Source organism: Olsenella sp. kh2p3, from assembly GCA_900119625.1.
Lineage (GTDB): Bacteria > Actinomycetota > Coriobacteriia > Coriobacteriales > Atopobiaceae > Tractidigestivibacter.
Genome location: FPKD01000001.1, coordinates 464,577 through 484,616 on the forward strand (window position 1 = coordinate 464,577; position 20,040 = coordinate 484,616).

Sequence of the window (20,040 nt, forward strand, 5' to 3'; positions counted from 1 at the left end):
TGACTGGTGCCAACCCAGTCCGCTCTATCGCATCCCAGTCCCAGGACCTTGCGGGCTGCTTACTGACCATACGCCGCAGAGATTACGAGGTCATTGTCATCGAGGGTTACCAGGAGCACGCTGCTGTACTCATACTCGGTCTCCCATCCCGATTGTTCACCCCAGTCTGTGATGATGTATTGCACGTAGTAGGTACTGCCATCGGACCCAAGGATCTCTGGGTCATGAGCGCGCAGCGGATACGCACCGTCAGACGGATCGAGACCGTGAGCAAAGGAGCCCGTTGTCGATCCGATATAAGGATCGATCGATGCGTGCCAATCGGCATCCGATATCAAGGTTACGGAGTCGCTAGACGTGTAGTTTCCACTGGGGCTCACTGCGTTGGTCTCGTACGCAATCGTAAAGTCCATAGCCACCTGCTGGCGCTTGGCCTCCCTGGCAGCCTTGTTTGCAGCCACGGCGTTGTCGCGCCAGGTAACAGCAGCCTGGGCGAGTGTTTCGGCCCTCCCGTCATCATTGGGGTCCGCCTCGGCAGCAGCCTTCGCAGCAGCAATCTGGTCGTCTGTCACGCTCGCCGGATCATCCACAGTCGCGAACTCGATCGTCTCGTCTACGGAAGTCTCGTCGGCATCCCCCACCGTGACACTTGCTGAATCCGCCGGAACCGAATACAGCGAACCATCTTCAAGTATGGGCGATGCAACGACACGAATCTCGTAGTCGCCCTGGAGCAGAGAGAGACTTGGATCATCAAGCCCCACATACTCCGTGCGGTCCACGGAATTACCGTCCAAATCCGTGCCCGTAATCTCGAGCGGAATGCGAGTCGCCGCAGAGGTGTATCCCGGAGCCACTATCGTAAGTTGGATGGTACGCTCGGCATGGGCTGCATCCCAAGCCGCCTGCTCAGCAGCCTTCCTATCCTGGTCGGCCTTCCACCACAAGCCGCCTCCAACAGCCGCGATGGCAAGCACCACCACGAGCGCCACGGCAAGCCCTTTGTAGCGCCGGCGGCCCTTCTTGGGAGACTCCGCATCCTTTGCGCCCTGGCCAACGGAATCTGGCACGGGAACCCCATTTGGCTGTACCGGAAGTGGCGTCGGCTCGGTAGCCCGAGCGCTGCCCATGTCAGCAACATTAAGCGGCGCCCCACAGTTGGGGCAAAACGCCGCATCCTCGCGATCAATTCTCGCCCCGCAATTGCTGCAATACATTCTCGCCTCCCGCGTCAATTCGAGCAGAACTCAGAACAATAAACCTCGGGCTTTAGGGCTTGGCCACCTGCAGCGCTTCCGTAGTCCTTAACCTTGGCACCATACGTGGGGCAGAACTTGGCACCTGGCCAAAGGCGTGAGCCGCAATTGGAGCAAAACGAGGGCTGGGCGGCTGAACCTGGAACGTCTTTGGGCGGTTGGCCTGATGAACCACAGCGGTACTGAGGGACTGGTCAACCTCAACCATATCCTCCATGACAAATTCCCTCGTGTTGATATGCCTGTAAGACGATGCCTAGCCGAGCTTGTGGCCGCAGGAGAAGCAGAACTTCTCGCCAGGGGCAACCTCGGCACCGCAGTTGGGGCACACGTTTGGCGCAGGCGTTGCGGGGGCAGCCTCGGCTTCCGCAGGCATGACGGTAAGGCCGGAGTCATCGGCTTCGATGGCGGGTGCGGGCTCGGGCGCCTGGACGGGTGCATTCTGCTCGGCCTGCACCTGAGGGGCTGCGGCGACCGGCGTCGGCTCTGGAGCCGGGGCAGGCTCAGCCACCGGCATGGCAACGGGCTCGGGTGCCACAGCCGGCGCGGGTGCGGGGGCTGGCGCTGGCGCAGGGGCCGGTGCGGGGGCATCGACGCGGGTGCCGCAGTTCATGCAGAACACGTCATCCGGTCCCATGGGCGCACCGCACGTTGGGCACGTGCGACCACCAGGCACGGGGACCATGGCGGGGGTAACGGGCGCCTGTGCGGCCATCACCTGGGCAATGGGAAGGCCGCAGCCCCTGCAGAACAGGTCCGTCGCGGAGACAACAGACCCGCAGTTGGGGCAGCGATACGTCTGAGCCGCAGCAGTCTCTGCTGCCTGCTCTGCCTTAATCTGCTCAATCTGCGCCTCGAGTGACGCTCGCTGCGCGTCAATGCTCGCAATGCCGTTGTAGAGGGGCTCACGACCAGCCGTGAAAGCGGGGTTGCCCTTCGTCATGTCGTAAAGGCTCGCGCCAAGCTGTGCAGCCATGTTCTGGCGCTGCTTCATGAGCTCGTTTATCTGCATGTTGAGCTGAGCGGTCTTGCCCGACCTGCTCACAGTGTTGACCCCACGGTTAAGAGAGTTCGAGACGTTATCCAAGAATCCCATTGCTTGTCCCCCATCGTTGTTGTTGCTCAGACCGGTACATCAACTTAGCGCTGGTTATGCCCTCTGCGGGTTGCCGGCGATAATCGCAAAGACAATGCCCGCGGCGCATGCAAACAGGCAGACCAGTTCACCCGTAAAGTCGGACGTAAAGTCACGCGACGACCCCAAGAGCATCATGCAGACTATGGCGAGCACGGCATACACAACGAGGCCCACGAGCATGTAGCGCTTCCCGCCTGCGCTTCTCTTAGCCAGGTAGTACGCAGCACCACCAGCAATAAGGAATAGAGCAACAAGCCAAATTACGAAGAACGCCATGAACCATTCGCCGCCGGACACCCCCATCGAACGGTAACTCCCCCAGTCAGAGGAGAGCTGACTGAACTGCGCGAGCGTATAGCTCTTCTGGAAGCTTGCCCCCACGCCAAAGAGCGAAGCCGCATTGCTCACTGCGGAAGTGGTCGCATCCATCGTGGCCCAAGGCATAAACGCCGAGAAGATAGCCAGCGCCGCGCAGGCAACCGAGATGATGCTCTGGAGAGACACCGACATACCAGGCTTTACGGGAGCGGGGGTGCCCATGGTGACGGGAGAGGAAGCCGGCATCGCAACGTTTGCTGCACCAAGCTTGGCTCCGCACTTAGGACAGAACGCAGCTCCATTGGCAATTTGGGCACCACACTTTGGGCAGAACATTGTCATTCCTTTCGAGAGTAACGGAGTAGGTCGATGGGCAAAGGCAGGGGCTTCTCGCGCTAGCTCGTCTTGCTGAACTCGAAGTCCTCGTTTTCCAAGCTACCAAAGTAACTTCCATCTGGGTAATAGGCGCTTCTCGTTTTAGCCGTAAGTTTGGGAGTTGTCGCAGTTTCATCAAATGTAAAATCAATCTCATAAGAATCGTTATCGCTATAGCTCTTGTCGATTGACTGAACGTCAAGCTTGTACGAGAAGGAGCCATTGTTGTCCGTCATTGTGATGTCTTTTACCTCGTAGTAGACATCGGCGGGAGAGGAATCGACTGGGTTATCTTCCGAATCGTGCGCGTGGTAGCACACTTTAAGATCTGCGGTAATCTTCCCCGCCGAGTCAACGGACTTGACCGTAAGCACTGGGGGCATTTTCTGGGAACCATAGCAATCCAGCGAACCGCTCGAGGTCTTTTTCAGCTCTCCAGTCCAAGTGCCGACAAGGGCACTTTCCCTTGTAGAATTGCTCGATCTGCTCGTAGCAGAACCACTATCTGAGGAGGAAGAGTCCTTGGAGGCAGACGACGCGCTTGCATCGGTCTTGTCGGTTGAGTCCGTCGAGTCGCTTGAGCTCTGGGTGTCCTGAGAGCTTGACTCGTCCGCAGGCTGCTCCTGCACCTGGCCGCCATTGGGGTCGAACGAGTTGCCGTGATCGAAGTAGTACATGGCTGCCGCCGCACCACCCGCAACGAGAACAAAGGCGACAATTGCCGCGATGATCTTGGGAGCGTTGGACTTTCCGGCACGCTTGCGAGCCTCCTTGAGCTCCCTCTTCGCGCGCTTGTAGTCCTCTTTCGCCTGCTCGGGAGAGTCGACCCCACCAGAGACCACGGTTTGGGGCGTCTGATAATCCGCGCCAAGCGAGTCATACTCACTGGACGGCGAGGCGGGCTGGCTCCAGGCATTGGAGGGCAATGGCGTCACATAGCGCTGGGTCTGGTCAATGGGAACCTCGGGCATGACGGGACGCGCGTCTGTGTTGGACGCACCGGTTGCAGGAGCCGCCGAAGACCCATCTCCCGTCACTGCAGCCTGCGCAACGGTCTTCTCCTGCCCTTCTACCTTTGCTTTAGGCGCGTCTGCGAGGTTTGCCCCACAGTTGGGGCAGAACGACGAACCGCCTCGTTCAATCTCCTGCCCACAGTTCCAGCACTTCATTGCTCCACCAACCCTCATGCCATAGCTACAACCAACGTCCGACGTGCTGTGCACATGGTACGTCAAGGCTTTTTCTATATTGTTGCGCAACCTCCAAAGAAAGCGCCGATGCCCTTTGTACGGAGCTTGTTATGGCCGCTAGACCTCAACCAGCAAAAACGTGGCTGGCACGCAATGCGCACCAGCCACTGATAGCAGAATCGGATGAGAGCCACGCCTATTCGGCCACGTTAAGCGTGGGAGTCATGTCTTCAACAATCTGAGAGCCGCGGGCAGAAGAATCCCTCGGCCAGGTGAACTCAAGGGCCAAAATACGGGAGTCGTTTACGTATTCGCGCACGTAGTAGCCAGTGTCGCCATTCCAATACGAGACAACAAACCAGCCATCCCCCGTGGCGTCATAGTCAACATCGTGGCCATTCTCCGCTACCTGTTTGACGTAATCGAGGGACTGGCCGCTATCGTTTGCCTTTGCCCAGACATTGATGACCATGCCCGAGCCGGAATCCTTGAGCGTGATGCCCGTCCCATCGGAGTACGTCTGCGATGTCATGCCACTAGGCAAGGTGACCGAGAGCCCATAGGTTGCCGAGGTTACCGATCCCGTGCTCTCGTCGTACGTGATGTCGGTTTTCGGCTTTGCGCTAGTCTCCGAGCTCGTCGTCTCTTCGCTCTTGTCAGTTGTCGTGGTGTTGGAGGCTGTCTGGCCTGTCGTGGACTCGCTTGTCTTCTCACTCGAGTCTGCCTCGGTAGAAGACGCGGTGGTCTGCTCGCTCTGTTGCGCCTGGCTTGCTGCAGATCGCTGCGACAAGAAGAAGTAGGCACCAACGCCGACAACGGCAACCACGGCGATGCACGCCACCACTATTGCGACGGTGTGCTTGGAAGAGTGGCTATTTGCGCCTTGAGATGCTCCGCCGGTAGCTTGAGCCATCTGGGGCGTGCTTTGAGACGCACCGTAAGGAACGCTCAGAGGAGGACGAACGGCGGTCTGGCCAGCGGGCGCAGCCGATGCCTGCGTGGGACGGTAGGCTGGATTTCCCTGGCCCTGAGTACCAGGCTGTCCGGCAACCGGTGCGCCACATTGCACGCAGAAGCTAGAGCCTGCCGGAATCTCCGCGCCGCATGACGTGCAGAAACGCTTTTTGGGCAGTGTGTTTGCTACCGTATCCAACCGAGTGCCGCAGTTCGTGCAGAACGTGCTGCCATCAGAAAGTTGAGCCCCACAATGCGGGCAAATCATTGCAACCTCCTCAAACCGGGTTATGACCATGGTAATCCGACCGCAGGTGCAATCCTGCACAAAACCCGTCTGGCTAGATTGGCCCCTGATGCAGACCAAGGAACTGGCTTCGTGCGAGAATGTGCTCAAACCGCAGCGCAAAGGAGCCCCTCTTGTTTGGCCAGGACACACCAAGTTCACTTTTGTACCAAGACCTCAAGTCATTTGGGGGAATATCGAACAAGGAAGCGGCACGCATACTGCTCTCGGGCAGGATCAGCGTGGGTGGCAGGGCGCCGCGCGATCGCGTGGACGAGCGTACGTTTCTCTCGCGCGAGGTGGTTCATGCGCAGCCGGGCCAGGTGAACCCCGGCATTTTTGCCGACCTCGCGGGCGCCTCCCAAACGCTTCTTGGCCGCATGCTCGCCAACGGCGCGGGCCCTGGCAGAGACGGTATTCTCGCGCACTACCTGGGGCCGGCTGCCGCACAGATGCAGGGCGCGCTCGCGCAGTTTGGGCTTGATTCGCTGCTCTACGGAAACGAAGCCCAGAGACTGGGACGCGTGCGACTTCGCAATGAGTCCGACCGCTCTACTCTCGCCCTCATGCTCTTTGTTGCGGCGGGCTGCCTCGCGGATCCAGCTGCCGCCGTAGCCACCGTTGAGAAGTTCGCGCAGAGGTTCCTTGCGATGGACATAGGCACTGTGGAGACCTCTATGGGCACGCAGGTGATGCCCGATGAGAGCGGCCCATTGGCACTGGGGCTGCTGCGCATTGTAAACGGCGCCGCTCGACCGCCCATATACCCGCTCAGCCCTGCGGGAAGCACGATTGGGTCTCTCGCCTCGGGACCCAACGCAATCACTGACGTAGACGTAGACGTCTCGCGCCAGCACCTTCGCATCTGGCGCGACGGCTCGCGATGGGTCTGCCAGGGCCTAGGCTCCACCAACGGCACCATGCTCATTAGCGGCGCAGACAAAAGCGCGCAGGTAGTGGAGCCGCCGCGCTCGGGAAGAAGCAAGGGCACATATCCCCCCGTCGCCCTCGAGCGAGGGGATATCCTTTGCCTCGGGCGAACCACGCGCTTTCTCGTCATGGCACTGCAAGGTGCCAAATGAGCTTCTTGGGCACTGGAGCACCGCGTTCCTCGGGCGATGAAGGGTCAGGCACGCCTTCCGGTTCCGCGCGGCTCATTGAGCTGGACTCGCTTGATTGCTGCTCCCCCACGGCTGTTGGGGCCGCGGATACCGCAAGCAGGCAGTACATGACGCTTCTCGCCGCGGGCGGCGAGAGCACGCACCGCGGAGGCTCCGGACGTGCAACCAAGGTGTTCAACGCATACGGCGAGGCGTTCTGCCTGAAATCTCTCCTAGGCGCGAGCGGGGGCAACGCAGACAGGCAGCGCTCCGAGGCCATATTCAAGGGAAGGGCACAGGCGTTTCGCGAGGAGTACCTCGCCCAGCGCACTGTGAGCGGTATCGAAGGATGGCCCGCAACGCAGGGTTTTGGAACGTATGCGGGAGGCCCCGTTATTCTCATGGATTGGGTCGAGGGTAGAACGCTGCGCTCAGTTGCCCCCTATCTGCCGAGGACCACGCGCTACGGCATGGGCGTGGCGGCAGAATGGGTGGCATCCGTTGGAGTGCGCGTGCTGCAAATCCTCGTGGCGGCGCAGGATAGGACCAGCGGCTTTTCTCACCGTGACATCTCCCCTCGCAACATCATGGTTAGACTTGACCGCTACCCCCTACGAGACCAACTGGCAAACGGGATACTTGACCTGGTACTTATTGACCTCGGTAGCGCAGCGTCCATTGACGCCCGGCAGATGGACCCCAACGCCGCCCCAGACTTCACGCAGCAGACGAACATCTGGCGTAATGGCACCATCGAGTACGCTCCGCCCGAGATGCTCACGCGCGACGCACCGGGCGTGCAAGTGCTGCGGCACTCCTCCAAGATCGACGTGTATGCGCTGTGCTCGGTTCTCTACGAGCTGTACTCCGGCCACACGCCCTACCAGCTCATGGAGCACGCAGACCTAAGCCCATATCGCGTGAAGTGCGATTACGCGCCCATCAACGTGCCGCCGCGCGAGAGTGGCGACAAGGGGCTTCTGGATTGTCTTCTCGCCGGCCTAGCTGCAGCCCAAGGTGCGCGCCCAAGCATTTCGGATCTTAAGGAAACGCTGTGGCACTGGCTGTCTGACCGCGCTCCTGCCATGGCGCAATCGCTAGCGGAGAGGCCACCCCGGGTGATGTATGCACCCCCAGCGCACGACCTGCGCCTCGTCCCCACGCCGCATGACGCGGGAGGGCTACGCGGCACCGACTCTAGGCTTCCCGAGACGATCGAACGCCGCATGCGATAAGGACTGCGGGCCGCGTCGCAACGCCGCTACCCCGCATGCGCTACCCTTACCGTGACCACAAGCAGCCACAACGAGAGGAGCGGCATGTCCGCGCGTCCCAAGGAGATCCGGCTCGTATGCGGCCTGGGCAACCCCGGCCCAGAGTACGAGCGCACGCGTCACAACATTGGCTTTGCCACCGTCGACGTGCTGGCCGAGCGCGCCGGCACGCGCTACTGGAAGAGCGAGGCCGGCTGCATGGTTGCCCGTGCCCTCATCGGCGGACGCGAGGTCATTCTCGCCAAACCGCAGGACTTCATGAACACGAGCGGCGGCCCGCTCTCCAAGCTCATGCGACAGGAGCACGTGACCCCCGCCGAGATCCTGGTGGTGCACGACGAGGTCGACCTTCCCGCGGGAGAGGTGCGCGCCAAGTGGGGCGGCGGCCTCAACGCCCACAATGGCCTGCGCTCCATTGCCAACAAGCTCGGCACGAGGGACTTCTCGCGCATTCGCTGTGGCATTGGTCGTCCGCCCGGAAAGATGCAAGTGGCAGACTACGTCCTGCGCGAGCTTAAGGGTGGCTTCCTGGACGAGTTCCAGATTCTGGCCCAAGACGCGGCGTCTCTCTGCGAGCGGGTCGTGAAAGACGGCATGCCCGCTGACGCCCTACGCTAGCTCCGGCAACGAGCAACCGCTCGCCTCAAAACCTGCTGCGATAAATCATGTAGGCGCTGTTGAGGGTAATCTACAGTTCAACCAACAATTAAACTAAGACGTTGGTAGGCCTTGGGCATCTCCGCCCGGGGTCAAGTCTGAAGCGGCTTTAGGAGAGGAGTCAGGCTTCATGTATAAGATCCTCGAAAAGACGCAGTTCTCAGAGAAGGTGTTCAAGTTCCGCATCGAGGCGCCGGAGATGGCCAAGCACGCACACGCTGGTCAGTTCCTCATGGTTCGCGCCAACGAGACCGGTGAGCGCGTGCCGTTCACCTTCGCGGACTGGAACCCCGAGGAGGGCTGGGTCGAGTTCATCTTCATGGTGGTCGGCAAGACCACGAAGATGCTCTCTACGTACGAGCCCGGCGACGCCATTCTCGACGTCACCGGCCCGCTGGGGCAGCCCACGGTCATGGCCCCCGGGACCACCTGCGTCATTGGTGGCGGCGTTGGGCTTGCCATCGCGTACCCCGTTGCGCGCACGCTGGTGAAGACCGGCCACGAGGTTCACGCCATCATGGGCGCCCGCACCAAGGACCTGCTTCTTCTCGAGGATCAGTTCCGCGAGCTTCTGCCCGACGACCACATCCACATCACCACCGACGACGGCTCCTACGGCGAGAAGGGCGTGGTCACCGCCCCGCTCGAGCGCCTGCTTCAGGCCAAGGCCGTCGACGAGGTCTTTTGCGTTGGCCCCGTCCCCATGATGAAGTTCTCCACGCTCACGGCCGAGAAGTACGGCACCCCCATCACCGCGTCGCTCAACCCCATCATGGTTGACGGCACGGGCATGTGCGGCTGCTGCCGCGTCGAGATCGACGGCAAGACCAAGTTTGCCTGCGTCGACGGTCCCGACTTCGACGCAACCAAGGTCGACTGGAACGACCTGCGCGCGCGTCAGGCTGCATACCGTACCGAGGAGGGCCAGGCCCTCAAGGCCTATGAGGAGGCGAACTGCGCATGCCACAGGTAAACGGTCGCTTTGTTCCCGACATGAAGTCCCCGCGCACCCCGGACAACGAGGAGCCGGCGGAGGAGCGTGCCCACGACTTCCGCCCCGTCGACAAGGGCTTCACCAAGGAGATGGCGCTGGCCGAGGCTGAGCGCTGCATGGACTGCAAGAAGCCCCTCTGCGTCGAGGGCTGCCCAGTCAACATCAAGATCCCTAAGTTCATCGAGAAGATTCGCGAGCAGGACTTTGGCGCCGCTCTCGACATCATCCACGAGGACTCGATGCTCCCCGCAATCTGCGGCCGCGTGTGCCCGCAGGAGAACCAGTGCGAGGGCCGCTGCATCCGCGGCAAGAAGTCCGAGCCCGTGGCCATTGGCCAGCTCGAGCGCTTCCTGGGCGACCAGCCCGAGCTTGCCAGCAAGCCGCAGATGAAGCCCGCAAACGGCAAGAAGGTTGCCGTCATCGGCTCTGGCCCCTCCGGCATCACCTGCGCCGGCGAGCTTGCGCGCAACGGCTTTGACGTCACCGTCTTCGAGGCGTTTTTCACCGGCGGCGGCGTGCTCGTCTACGGCATCCCCGAGTTCCGTCTGCCCAAGGCCGTTGTCAAGCGCGAGATCGACGGTCTCAAGGAGCTGGGCGTCAAGTTCGAGTTCAACTCCGTGATGGGCAACCTGGCAAACGCCGACGAGCTTCTCAACGAGAAGGGCTTCGATGCCATCTACGTGGCAACCGGCGCCGGCCTGCCCAAGTTCCTCAACATCCCCGGCGAGAACCTGCCCAACGTGTACTTCGCCAACGAGTACCTCACCCGTGTGAACCTCATGAAGGCGAACAAGTTCCCTGAGTACGACACCCCCACCAAGCACGCCAAGCAGGTCGTGGTCTTTGGTGGCGGCAACGTTGCCATGGACGCTGTCCGTACGGCAAAGCGCCTGGGTGCCGAGCGCGCCATCATCGCGTACCGCCGCACCGAGGCCGAGATGCCCGCCCGTCGCGCCGAGCTTCACCACGCCAAGGCCGAGGGCGTCGAGGTCATGCCGCTTGTCTCGCCGCTCGAGTTCATCGCCGGCGAGGACGGCAACGTGTGCGCCGTGAAGGTCCAGAAGATGGAGCTGGGCGAGCCCGACGCCTCTGGCCGTCGTCGCCCCATCCCCATCGAGGGCGCCATCGAGGAGATCCCCTGCGACGTGGCCATCTCCGCCATTGGCACCAACGCCAACCCCTTCGCCAAGAAGATCGGTGGCATGGACCTCAACAAGTGGGGCTACATCGTTGCTGACGAGAACGGCCGCACCTCCAACCCCCGCATCTGGGCTGGCGGCGACATCGTCACCGGTGCCGCAACGGTCATCCTCGCCATGGGTGCCGGCAAGACCGCGGCAGCAAGCATCACCGAAACGCTTACCGCCGAGTAGCACAGCGCTTCTCGCAAGCTTTACCGCTTTTGCGGGCCCCGAGGCCAGATTGCCTCGGGGCCCGTTGCTTGTCTGCGGTAGCGTCCGCGGCGAAGCCTCGTCTCCAAGGCACCCACGTGTAGCGGAAACCTGCGGCTTACTTGCAGTTAGCCTCATGCGTCGCTGAGAAGAACTGCAGGTCGAGCGCTTGCGGCCTTCTCGGGCGCCGCTATTAAACCGCAGGTTTTCTCAGCGAGCGAGAAACGCACGGCGGGATGGGACATCGCTGCGCTCAAGCACCTTGAACAGACGTTTTCGTACGAAATTCTCGGGTCAAGTCAGCTATAGCTGGGCAAATACGGTACCCATCAGGAATTACGTTCAATAATTGGCGTCCTCGGCCAACGAGCTGCAGAGCCCTCGGAATGCAGAAAGCGGCGCGCGATTGAAAGCTCGCTACACTAGTGCACAAAAATGGTCTATCGGACGGTATTTTTCTTCCGGCTGCACAAAAGCGTCCTATCGAACGGTGCCCTCCACGCATCCTCATCAAGAGTTGAATTTCATTTGCATTGTTATACATATTTTTAAAGATATATGCATTTTTATGCAATGTTGATTTGAAGTTTGATATCATTGCGCAGAGGGCACCGTTCGATAGAGCGATTTTGTGCATCAGTCTCCAAAATCCCGTTCATTAGAGCGTTTTCATGCAGCCAGCAGGGAATCACCTGGGCTTGGAGCATCCGCTGCAATGACCCAAGGGTAGTCCGCATACAATCGAGAAGAACCGAACGCCACATCGCGGGGAGGAACCTTGAGAAAGCTTCACTGCTTTGCACATGCGTTTATCATCGCGCTGCTCACCGCCGTCTTGGGTCTCTCCCTTGCTGCTTGCGGCAGCAGCACCTCTCAACAGGCAGGTTCCCAAGACCAGCCGCAAGCCACCACAATCTCTCGCGATGGCAGCTATACCAGCAAAGAGGACGTGGCGCTCTACCTGCACACCTATGGAGAGCTTCCATCAAACTTCATCTCGAAGACGAAGGCCCGCGAGGCAGGGTGGGACCCACAGGAGGGCAACCTCGACGAGGTCTGCCCCGGAAAGAGCATTGGCGGCAGCGTCTTCTACAATGATGACGGCGCGCTGCCGGACGCACCGGGGCGCACCTGGCACGAATGCGACATTAACTACCAGGGCGGGCATCGCGGCCCAGAACGCATTGTGTACTCCAACGACGGCCTTGTGTACTACACGCCAGACCACTACAAGACCTTTGAGCAGCTCTACTAGGAGGAGTCGTGGCAACCGTGAAAATCCGTGAGGCGAGCGACGCCTCTGAGCAGGAGATATTCCAGCAGATTGCAAAGAAGCTCAAGTTTCCCGACTACTTTGGCAACAACTTTGCCGCGCTAGAGGACTGCCTTGGCGACATGACCGAGAGCACCCGCGTCGACGTCGTTCGCTATCGCGATGACCCCGACCCAAAGCGGCGCGCGTTCTTTGGGACCCTCTGCGCCGTGGTGGCTCGGGTGGCGCTTGAGAACCCCAATGTCCACCTTACGATGTACGAGAAGTAATCGCGCGAAGCGCAAGCGGCTGGCCCGCTGCGTTCTGCTTCTTGTAAAGAGCGAAGGGACGCACGGCAACCGTTCCACACGCTGCGCACGCCGCTCCAAAGACAACGATGCCCAGCGCGTACAGGCCCGTCCCCTCCCCCGGCATCGCAACAACCCACGCAGCCAACATGACGGCAAACAGGACGGCAAGAACGGCACTGACCACACGGCGGCTCTTCATGACAACCTTCACCAAAGTCCATCTTTGCCATGATGGTTCCCCCTGCTTGTCAGGCAACGGTAAGGCAAGCGTCACAGTTCAAATAAGCCGCAGGATGCAGGCAACCGATGAATGCGGCAACGCCCAACGTTCGTGCCACCGCTGTTGAGAAGATTTCGGACGAAATCCACGCCTAAACGGCTGCAAAACGTCCTATCTCTTCTCAGCAGCGCAAGAGAGTGGCTGACCAGGAGCAAAGCAGCCGCAGGTAGCGCCCGCGCCTACGCCAAAGGCGGCATAGGCTTCCACGCAGGGTCGTGCAGGGCCTTCTTTGAGTCGCGATACCCCGCCCAGAGCCTGGCCCAGCTGGGACCAAAATGGCCTCGGTCCACCAGGACCAAGCGCAGGAACTCCTTTGCAAACGAGAGGAACGTGCCAAAGCCGTACCCCACGGGGTTGTAGTCTCCGTGCAGCATGAAGTAGCGCGCCATGTACCCGCGGTTTCGCATAATGTAGTAGCGGGTCATGTCTGAGGTCGATGAAATCTGCCTCACGCCAGACGCGCCAACCTCCTGATGGCGTACCTCTCGCGTACGCCGCAGCACGTAATCGGGCACCAGCACGGGCTGGCACACCTTGCTTGCCAGGTAGCCGTAGATGGCGTCGTCGTAGTAGATGAAGAAGCGGTAGTCAGGCAGGCCGATCTTCTCCACAACGCCGCGCCGGAAGAGCCCGCCCTCAAAGCACATGACGTTCACGTCCAGGTGGTCGGCACCATTAAAGCCCGCGCGCGAGAGCGGGTTGTAGATGCACAGCGACGTCATGAAGTGGTGCTGCCAGAAGAAGGGAGTGCCGTCGTAGTCGTAGCGCTGGCCCTGCACCACGTCATAGCGGGCCGACCATGGCTCCAGGCGCTCCAGGGCCTCGGGGAGAACGGCCACATCATCATCCATGACCCAAAACCACTCCGCACCAAGCTGAAAGGCACGCTTCACGCCCTCTGAGAAGCCACCAGAACCGCCAGTGTTGGTCTCCTGCGGGTCATAGACCACACGCTCCACGCCGCCTGCGGAATCCGGCTCTGAGACCGTCTGGCCCCACTGCGCCGCAAGGCGCGCGGAGAAATCCGTCACCATCTGCGCCGTCTGGGGGGAGTTCTCGTTGTCCACCACCACAATGCGCCACGGTGCCACCGTAAGGGCCGCGATTGAGTCGAAGAGCGAGCCCAGCAGCTCCTGACGCTTGAAGGTGACTATCACAATAGCGAGACGATCCATGTCCCATCCAAGGTTGCGGTGGCCGGTACAAGGCGTGCGGTGCGTCCGGGCGAGCGAGCAATGCGTCAGCCCAGCGCCGAGTCACTGTATTATAGGGTACGGCCGCGGACCCACCGTGGCGGTCGGCGGCAGGGAGGTCACGTGGAAGCCACGAATGCAACAGGCAAGGCACCCGGAAGCAGCAGGCGATTCTCGCACAAGGTTTCAGTGGTGGTCCCCACCTACAACGTGGAGCGCTACCTCGACCAGTGCCTTACCAGCATCCAGATGCAGCCGTTCGCAAACATCGAGGTCATCTGCGTGAACGACGGCTCGACAGACGGCTCGCTGGACATCATGCGCGAGCATGCCGCGCGTGATCCCCGCGTACGCGTTATCGACAAGCCTAACGCCGGATACGGGGCCGCATGCAATACCGGCATCGATGCCGCCACCGGGGACTACGTGGCCATCGTCGAGCCGGACGACTACCTCACAGGCAACATGTTTGGCGACCTTCTCGCCTTTGCGGACTCGCTCGACGGCGGCCCGGTGGACATCGTGAGGTCCTCCTACTGGCGCATCTTCAACGCCAGCACACCCAACGAGCTGCGCACGGTTTGCCTGTACCAGGATCGCGTGAACCCGCCGAGCCAGCCCTTCGCCATCGGCGACGGCATCGCCCTTCTAGAGCACCATCCGGCAATCTGGACGGCCCTCTATCGCAAGGCATTCTTGGACGAGAAGCACATCCGCTTCCGCGAGTACCCGGGCGCCGCCTGGGCCGACAACCCCTTCCTGGTTGAGACCCTCTGTCAGACGGACCGCATTGCCTACGTGAACCGCCCTTACTACAACTACCGCGAGGACACGGAGGAGAAGCTCGTCGCCTCCACGCGCCGCGATCCCCTGCTGCCAATAAAGCGCTGGAACGACATGCAGGACATCGTTGAGCGCTTGGGCGTCACCGACAGGCGCGTGCTCTCGGCGCAGACCAAGCGCGCCATCAACTATTGCGGCCTCACCATTGACGCGGTTGGCCTTGACCACCCTGGCGTTCGCGAGGCTGTCACAGCCGTTTACCAGCGGCTCGACTACGACTTGGTGATGGAGCAGCCGCTGGTGACGCCAGCCGCCAAGCGGCTCTACTGCGAGCTCACGGGCAGGCCAGACCCAAAGATTGGCCACCTCTCAATGCTGCCTGCTGCCGCTGGCGAGGTGTGGTACCGCCTGCGGCACACAAGCCCCAGCTACACGTGGTTCTCAATCACAAGCTTCCTGCGGCACCGCAGGGGTCGCGCCGGAGCGGGCGCGTAGCGAGGGGGGCGCATGCGGGCGGCTATGGCCGCAAAACGTGAAACCTGCGGCTTAATAGAACCCTGCAGAACAGCCACAAGCTATCTACCAGCGGTTCTTCTCAACAGCGCACAGGGCTAACTGCTATTAAGCCGCACCTTTCATGATTGCATCCGCTGCCGCGGCTACCCCTACAGCGACGTGCAGAACGGACCCAAGCCCCTCTCGCCACCACGCTTCATAAAAGAGGCGAGAAAGCCTTCGGTATACGCAAGGCCGGCGTTGCCGGAGCGAATGGGCCCCTGCATGGCCTTTGCGCCCATGCCGCGGGGACGCGCCACGTCGGCAGCAAGGCGCGCGCGGTCTGAGGAGACCATCTCCCCAACAAGGCGACGACGCTCCGCCGCCGAGAGGCCGGAGCGGTCCGAGAAGACCCCTGCCACGCAGTCGACGAGGCACTCGAAGTAGCGATTCTGGATGAGCCCCATGCTCGTAGGATCCCCGTCGAGGCCCCAGTGGTGGTAGACGCCCACAAGGGTGCCATACTGCCGCTCGAGCGCCCGGTAGTCGCGCACGGAGAAGCCGGGCAGGCGCTGCGGAGAGCGGCTCTCAACGTGGTAGTGCGCGTGTCCGGTAAGTCCAACCCGCTCGACGTCACGCACGTAGCCAGCCATAAACGAAAGGGCGTCCGTGCAATCGCCGTCCCCGTCGGCAAACGAGAGACCCAGTCCCTCCACGCGAGAGCGCAGGAAGAGCTTTGCACAGGGTGACGAGAGAAGATTGCCCTCGAAGAGCTGCCATGCGCCAGCACGGAAGTCGTGCTGGGTGGGAAAGACGTAGGCGGGCTGGTTTGCTTCAATGGACTCCTGCCGGCGTCCATCCCCCACGACGGTTGCCGAGAAGCCCGCTATGGCAAGCTCAAGCGAAGACTCCTCCGCCGCACCCACCAGGTCTGCCAGCATGTCTGGGTTCGCCCAGCCGCTCGCATCAAAGAACACCAGGTAGTGACCACGCGCACGGGACATCCCCAGATCGAGCGCAGCCGCCAACCCACAGCCATCGGCCTGCACCAGCGAGATGGTGAGGTCTCGCTGCGCCATGTTGTCGACGATGCCCGGCGTTCCGTCCGTCGAGCCGTCGTCTACCACGATGGTCTCGTGGCTTCTCAGCGTCTGATTCTGGATGCTCTCTAGAGCTCGTCGTATCGTGGCAGCATCACCGCGCGTGGCAATGACAATCGAGACAACGGGCTCCTTATGCATGGTGCTCGGCATATCCTGGCGCGACTCTCCTCCCCGAAGACCGTCCCAGAGGACTGCGTTGCAGCCCCACCAAATGTTGAGGAAAGGGTATCAGCCGTTCGTGGAGCCTGCGTGTCAATCGCGGGCAACTACCATTACTACAGATAAAGCCCAGGAGAGAGACACAGCGCTAAAGATGTAGTGCCGTTCGCCGCTCGCACAGGGACGTTCGCCGCCAGCGCGGACGCTATCCCTCGTTGCTGACAAGCGTGCCCACAGCAAGGCCGAGCGACGCCTGGTCAATCACGCGGTAGCCCGTCGAGACGGCATTTCCGCTCTCGTCGGTTGTGGTCTCGTCCACCATGGGCGCATCAACCTTCGAGAGGCCATCCGTCCCGGCCGATTGCACCTTCTCAGCCAGGTCGAGAATCTCCTGCGACGACATGTCGGTGCGTATGGACGAGAGGAACTCGGTCGCACGGCTTATGAGCGAGTTCACGCCCACACCGGCGAGCGAGCGCACCTCGTCCCACACGGCACTCGTCGAGACAATGACATGCGTGACGGGCAGGTTGGCCGCCGTGGAAAGCGGAGAGACGCAGGCCGCGGCGCCAGTGCTGTTGAAGAGCTCGGCCAAGGTAGTGTCCTGTCCGTCGTAAGAGACCTTGGTGTCGGTGGGAATGGAGACGAGCTTGCCCGTGGCTGCGGTCTCGTCGTAAACCAGGAGCTCCGCCGAGGAGAGGTTGGCCCCGCCCGTCTCGGACGCATCGAGGTTGTCCGTAGTGAGCAGCAGGATGCCCATGAAGGTGTCGCTCGATACGGTATAGCCAAGGTCCGACACGGATGGCGTCTTGCTCACCGAGGAGCTGAGGCTGCTGTCGCCCAGGTGAGACTGTACCTGCGCGCGCTTCCATGCGGTGGAGACAACAATCCCACAGGCGACAAATACCACAACAAGCACGATGCCGGCTATAAGGTTGCGGTGAGGGTTGTCGCGAGGGACGTCGGTCCGTTCAAATCGCTCTCGCTGTTTAGCCATGGAACCCTCCCGTCATCCACTGCCTGGAGCCGGGTATCCCGGCATCTAGAAGAGGATACCTGAAGCGGAGACGATAAGTCCCACGACGACCCCAACCACGTAGACGAAAGCCGTGATGGCAATGTTCTGGCGCACGTTGTTGTTGGTACGGAAGAGCACGAGAAGCCCAACGCCGCCAGAGGCGAGAAGGCCCGCCACCATGGACCCTGCACCAAGTACCCCATCGAGGTAGAGCTCGGTGATGGCAACGGAGGCGCCGCAGTTGGGGATGAGCCCCACGAGCGCTGCCAGGAAGGTTGCCCGCACGGGGTGGCTTCCAAGGAGCAGCGCCAGCTCGTCTCCGCCCATGACCTCGATGAGCAGACCAAAGAGGAACGTGACAAGAAGGATGAACCCCGTCACCTGCACGGTATGCACGGCGGCAGAGCGCACGATGGCCCAGTGGCCGTACCCGTGGTGGTGGGCGTGAGTTGCATCACCGGAGGCCTGCTCGGAGGGCGCGTCCTCCTCTCCCTCCTCGTCCTCGCAGTGGCAGTGCGCACGCTCGCAGAGGTCGTGGATGTGGGGCTTGGGGTTGCCCACGTGGCGCACGGCATGCAGCATGGCATCCAGGAGCAGGCCCACGATAATACCCACGACAACCTTGAGCAGCATAATCGAGAGCAGGCGCCCAACGGGCTCCTGGTGGGCGAGAAACACCGGCACCATCTCGTCTGAGGTCGAGAGGATCACGGCCACCAACGTGCCAACCGTGACCACTCCGCCCGAGAAGAGCGTAGCTGCCATTGCGGAAAAGCCGCACTGAGGAATGGCGCCGAGAAGCGCGCCCACAACAGGGCCCGCATGCCCTGCGCGCGCAACAAACCCCTGCATGCGACCCTCGGTTGAATGCTCGAGCGCCTCCATGGCAAGGTAGGTCACAAACAGGAAGGGCACGAGCTCAAACGTATCAAGCACCGAGTCGGCAATTACGTCGACAAGCATGTCCAAAGCATATCCTCCAACACAACAGGCACTGGGTTAGGCCCAGGGCGCGAGAAGTCCGTCGGAGTATTCTACCCCGACAAACGTGAGGCCCTGCGCCGGAGCGCATGGCCCCGCAGCAGCTCTATCTTGTGCTGCAAGGACCTTCTCCACCCAAGAGGGGGCCCTGTGTCCTCTGCCCACCTCAACAAGGGTGCCAGCGATGGTGCGAACCATGTTGTGGAGGAATGCGTTGCCCGTAACGTCTATCGCCACGAGGGGCTCCCCGGCCTCCACCACGCGCGATACCTTCACGCGCTCGAGATAGCGGCTCGTGGGCTTGCCCTCTGCCGAGGTCGCCTTGCAGAAGCTCTTGAAGTCGTGCTCCCCAACCAGGCAGGTGGCTCCGGCCTGCATATCATCCACGTCCAGGTCTCCGCGGTACCACCATGCGTGATCCCAGGCGAGCACAGGCCGCGCATCGCCGGTAGCAATGCGGTAGCGATATGAGCGCGAGGTAGCGTCAAAGCGCGCCGAGAAGAGCGCATCACCGCGATAGAGCCCCCGGATGGAGATGTCGTCCGGGGTAAGCGCCACAAGCGAGCGCGAGAGCGTTCGGCCAGCAAGGTTCAGCTCCCCCTCGCTCACGGGAATGCTCACGTACTGCGAGAGTGCATGAACGCCGGAGTCTGTCCGTCCAGCACAAACAAGCTCCACATCGCGACGTAGGACTGTCGAGAGCGCGCGCCGCAGCTCGCCGGCAACCGTTCGCATGGCGGGCTGCTCGGCAAAGCCAGCAAAGTCCGCCCCGCGGTATCCCACACAGAGCACAAGCGTACCCGAAGCAGGAACTCCCTCAACCAAGGGCACATCTCGCTCGGTGCGGCTTGGACGGTGGATGGGCATGGGACCGTTTGGAGCTTCTGGCATGTGGTGTGAGCTTTCTTTTGACAAAAGTTTACGACGCATGGAGCTTACCACGAGGGCCGAGGACCCTACGCACAAGAAAGGGCCCCAGCCGTTTGGCTGGGGCCCCAGTGAGTGCTTGGACCTTCTGGAGGGGATGACCTACTCGGCCTTCTCCTCGGTCTCAGCCTCGGCGGTCGGCTCCTCAGCAGGGGCCTCCTCGGCCTTGGGCTCCTCGGAAGGCGCCGCAGCAACCTTGGTCACAGTAGCCTTGGGCTCAGCCTTGGTCTTGGGCGTGACGGCCTCGGTCACGAGCTCCATGATGACGACCTCTGCGCCGTCACCCTTGCGGGGACCAAGCTTCATGATGCGGGTGTAGCCGCCGTTGCGGTCAGCCCACATGCCCTGAGCGGCCTTCTCGAAGACCTCGCGGACAATCTCCTTGTCGCCAACCTTTGCGATGGCAAGACGGCGAGAGTGCAGGTCGCCCTTCTTAGCCCAGGTGATGACCTTGTCCACGTCCGGACGAATGGCCTTGGCGCGCGGCTCAAGGGTCTTGATACGATCATTGGCAAGCAGGGCAGAGACCAGGCTCTTCTTCATGGCCTTGGTGTGGCTGGCATCGGTGCCAAGCTTCATGCCCCTCTTCTTGTTGTGCCTCATGT

At 61.5% G+C, this 20,040-nt stretch carries 20 protein-coding genes and 3 pseudogenes; 8 read left to right on the top strand and 15 right to left on the bottom strand.

Features of this window, described 5'->3' with window-relative positions:
* Positions 1-59: 59 nt before the first annotated feature.
* The 8 genes and pseudogenes from BT122_RS02040 to BT122_RS11240 all read right to left on the bottom strand — a co-directional run.
* Positions 60-1,070 (bottom strand): hypothetical protein, encoded by a 1,011-nt coding sequence (locus tag BT122_RS02040; protein ID WP_286130281.1) that lies wholly within the window; start codon positions 1,068-1,070, stop codon positions 60-62.
* Positions 1,071-1,148: 78 nt separating this feature from the next.
* A pseudogene (locus BT122_RS11225) lies at positions 1,149-1,217 on the bottom strand (zinc-ribbon domain-containing protein); the annotation flags it as partial.
* Positions 1,218-1,512: 295 nt separating this feature from the next.
* Positions 1,513-2,352, bottom strand: coding sequence for a zinc ribbon domain-containing protein (locus BT122_RS02050; RefSeq protein WP_072354396.1), 840 nt, complete (start codon positions 2,350-2,352; stop codon positions 1,513-1,515).
* 54 nt (positions 2,353-2,406) lie between these two features.
* Positions 2,407-2,904, bottom strand: coding sequence for a hypothetical protein (locus BT122_RS02055; protein ID WP_286130282.1), 498 nt, complete (start codon positions 2,902-2,904; stop codon positions 2,407-2,409).
* Positions 2,905-2,982: 78 nt separating this feature from the next.
* Positions 2,983-3,054 (bottom strand): annotated as a pseudogene (locus BT122_RS11235) (zinc-ribbon domain-containing protein); the annotation flags it as partial.
* 53 nt (positions 3,055-3,107) lie between these two features.
* A complete protein-coding gene (locus BT122_RS02060) occupies positions 3,108-4,256 on the bottom strand; it encodes a zinc ribbon domain-containing protein (RefSeq protein ID WP_059052979.1) in 1,149 nt (382 codons plus the stop codon).
* A gap of 217 nt (positions 4,257-4,473) precedes the next feature.
* Positions 4,474-5,190, bottom strand: coding sequence for a hypothetical protein (locus BT122_RS02065; protein ID WP_286130283.1), 717 nt, complete (start codon positions 5,188-5,190; stop codon positions 4,474-4,476).
* Between the two features lie 141 nt (positions 5,191-5,331).
* Positions 5,332-5,529, bottom strand: a pseudogene (locus BT122_RS11240) (zinc-ribbon domain-containing protein); the annotation flags it as partial.
* 122 nt (positions 5,530-5,651) lie between these two features.
* Here BT122_RS11240 and BT122_RS02070 point away from each other — a divergent pair.
* From BT122_RS02070 to BT122_RS02100, 7 genes are all read left to right on the top strand, one after another.
* Complete coding sequence (locus tag BT122_RS02070) at positions 5,652-6,599, top strand: FHA domain-containing protein (protein WP_177242182.1); 948 nt, start codon at positions 5,652-5,654, stop codon at positions 6,597-6,599.
* The gene (locus BT122_RS02075; protein WP_072354401.1) at positions 6,596-7,852 is read left to right on the top strand and encodes a protein kinase domain-containing protein; all 1,257 of its coding nucleotides are present in this window, start codon (positions 6,596-6,598) and stop codon (positions 7,850-7,852) included. The genes BT122_RS02070 and BT122_RS02075 overlap by 4 nt, the downstream gene beginning before the upstream one ends.
* An 84-nt stretch (positions 7,853-7,936) precedes the next feature.
* Positions 7,937-8,509 carry an aminoacyl-tRNA hydrolase gene (pth, locus tag BT122_RS02080; RefSeq protein WP_072354402.1) on the top strand — a complete coding sequence of 191 codons (573 nt, stop codon included), beginning with the start codon at positions 7,937-7,939 and terminating at the stop codon, positions 8,507-8,509.
* 169 nt (positions 8,510-8,678) lie between these two features.
* Positions 8,679-9,521 carry a sulfide/dihydroorotate dehydrogenase-like FAD/NAD-binding protein gene (locus BT122_RS02085; RefSeq protein WP_032110505.1) on the top strand — a complete coding sequence of 281 codons (843 nt, stop codon included), beginning with the start codon at positions 8,679-8,681 and terminating at the stop codon, positions 9,519-9,521.
* Positions 9,509-10,915: an NADPH-dependent glutamate synthase gene (gltA, locus tag BT122_RS02090; RefSeq protein ID WP_072354403.1), complete on the top strand. Its 1,407-nt coding sequence runs from the start codon at positions 9,509-9,511 to the stop codon at positions 10,913-10,915. Before BT122_RS02085 ends, gltA begins: the two co-directional genes overlap by 13 nt.
* 796 nt (positions 10,916-11,711) lie before the next feature.
* Positions 11,712-12,188 (top strand): ribonuclease domain-containing protein, encoded by a 477-nt coding sequence (locus BT122_RS02095; protein WP_072354404.1) that lies wholly within the window; start codon positions 11,712-11,714, stop codon positions 12,186-12,188.
* Between the two features lie 8 nt (positions 12,189-12,196).
* Positions 12,197-12,475: a barstar family protein gene (locus BT122_RS02100; protein ID WP_072354405.1), complete on the top strand. Its 279-nt coding sequence runs from the start codon at positions 12,197-12,199 to the stop codon at positions 12,473-12,475.
* Here BT122_RS02100 and BT122_RS02105 read toward each other — a convergent pair.
* Together BT122_RS02105 and BT122_RS02110 are read right to left on the bottom strand one after the other, a co-directional pair.
* Positions 12,456-12,695, bottom strand: a complete 240-nt coding sequence (locus BT122_RS02105) for a hypothetical protein (protein WP_072354406.1) — start codon at positions 12,693-12,695, stop codon at positions 12,456-12,458. The genes BT122_RS02100 and BT122_RS02105 overlap by 20 nt on opposite strands.
* A 260-nt stretch (positions 12,696-12,955) precedes the next feature.
* Positions 12,956-13,951, bottom strand: coding sequence for a glycosyltransferase (locus BT122_RS02110; RefSeq protein ID WP_072354407.1), 996 nt, complete (start codon positions 13,949-13,951; stop codon positions 12,956-12,958).
* A 141-nt stretch (positions 13,952-14,092) separates the two neighbouring features.
* Between BT122_RS02110 and BT122_RS02115 the strand changes: the two genes are divergently transcribed.
* Positions 14,093-15,247, top strand: a complete 1,155-nt coding sequence (locus BT122_RS02115; RefSeq protein WP_072354408.1) for a glycosyltransferase family 2 protein — start codon at positions 14,093-14,095, stop codon at positions 15,245-15,247.
* Between the two features lie 170 nt (positions 15,248-15,417).
* On the opposite strand, the gene BT122_RS02120 is transcribed toward BT122_RS02115, so the two are convergent.
* The 5 genes from BT122_RS02120 to rplQ form a co-directional block, all read right to left on the bottom strand.
* Positions 15,418-16,500: a glycosyltransferase family 2 protein gene (locus BT122_RS02120; RefSeq protein WP_083432260.1), complete on the bottom strand. Its 1,083-nt coding sequence runs from the start codon at positions 16,498-16,500 to the stop codon at positions 15,418-15,420.
* Positions 16,501-16,714: 214 nt separating this feature from the next.
* Complete coding sequence (locus tag BT122_RS02125) at positions 16,715-17,506, bottom strand: LCP family glycopolymer transferase (RefSeq protein WP_072354409.1); 792 nt, start codon at positions 17,504-17,506, stop codon at positions 16,715-16,717.
* 45 nt (positions 17,507-17,551) lie between these two features.
* Positions 17,552-18,490, bottom strand: a complete 939-nt coding sequence (locus BT122_RS02130; protein WP_072354603.1) for a putative manganese transporter — start codon at positions 18,488-18,490, stop codon at positions 17,552-17,554.
* Positions 18,491-18,526: 36 nt separating this feature from the next.
* Complete coding sequence (truA, locus tag BT122_RS02135) at positions 18,527-19,399, bottom strand: tRNA pseudouridine(38-40) synthase TruA (RefSeq protein ID WP_286130284.1); 873 nt, start codon at positions 19,397-19,399, stop codon at positions 18,527-18,529.
* 138 nt (positions 19,400-19,537) lie between these two features.
* A complete protein-coding gene (gene rplQ, locus BT122_RS02140; RefSeq protein WP_059052958.1) occupies positions 19,538-20,038 on the bottom strand; it encodes a 50S ribosomal protein L17 in 501 nt (166 codons plus the stop codon).
* Positions 20,039-20,040: the final 2 nt, after the last annotated feature.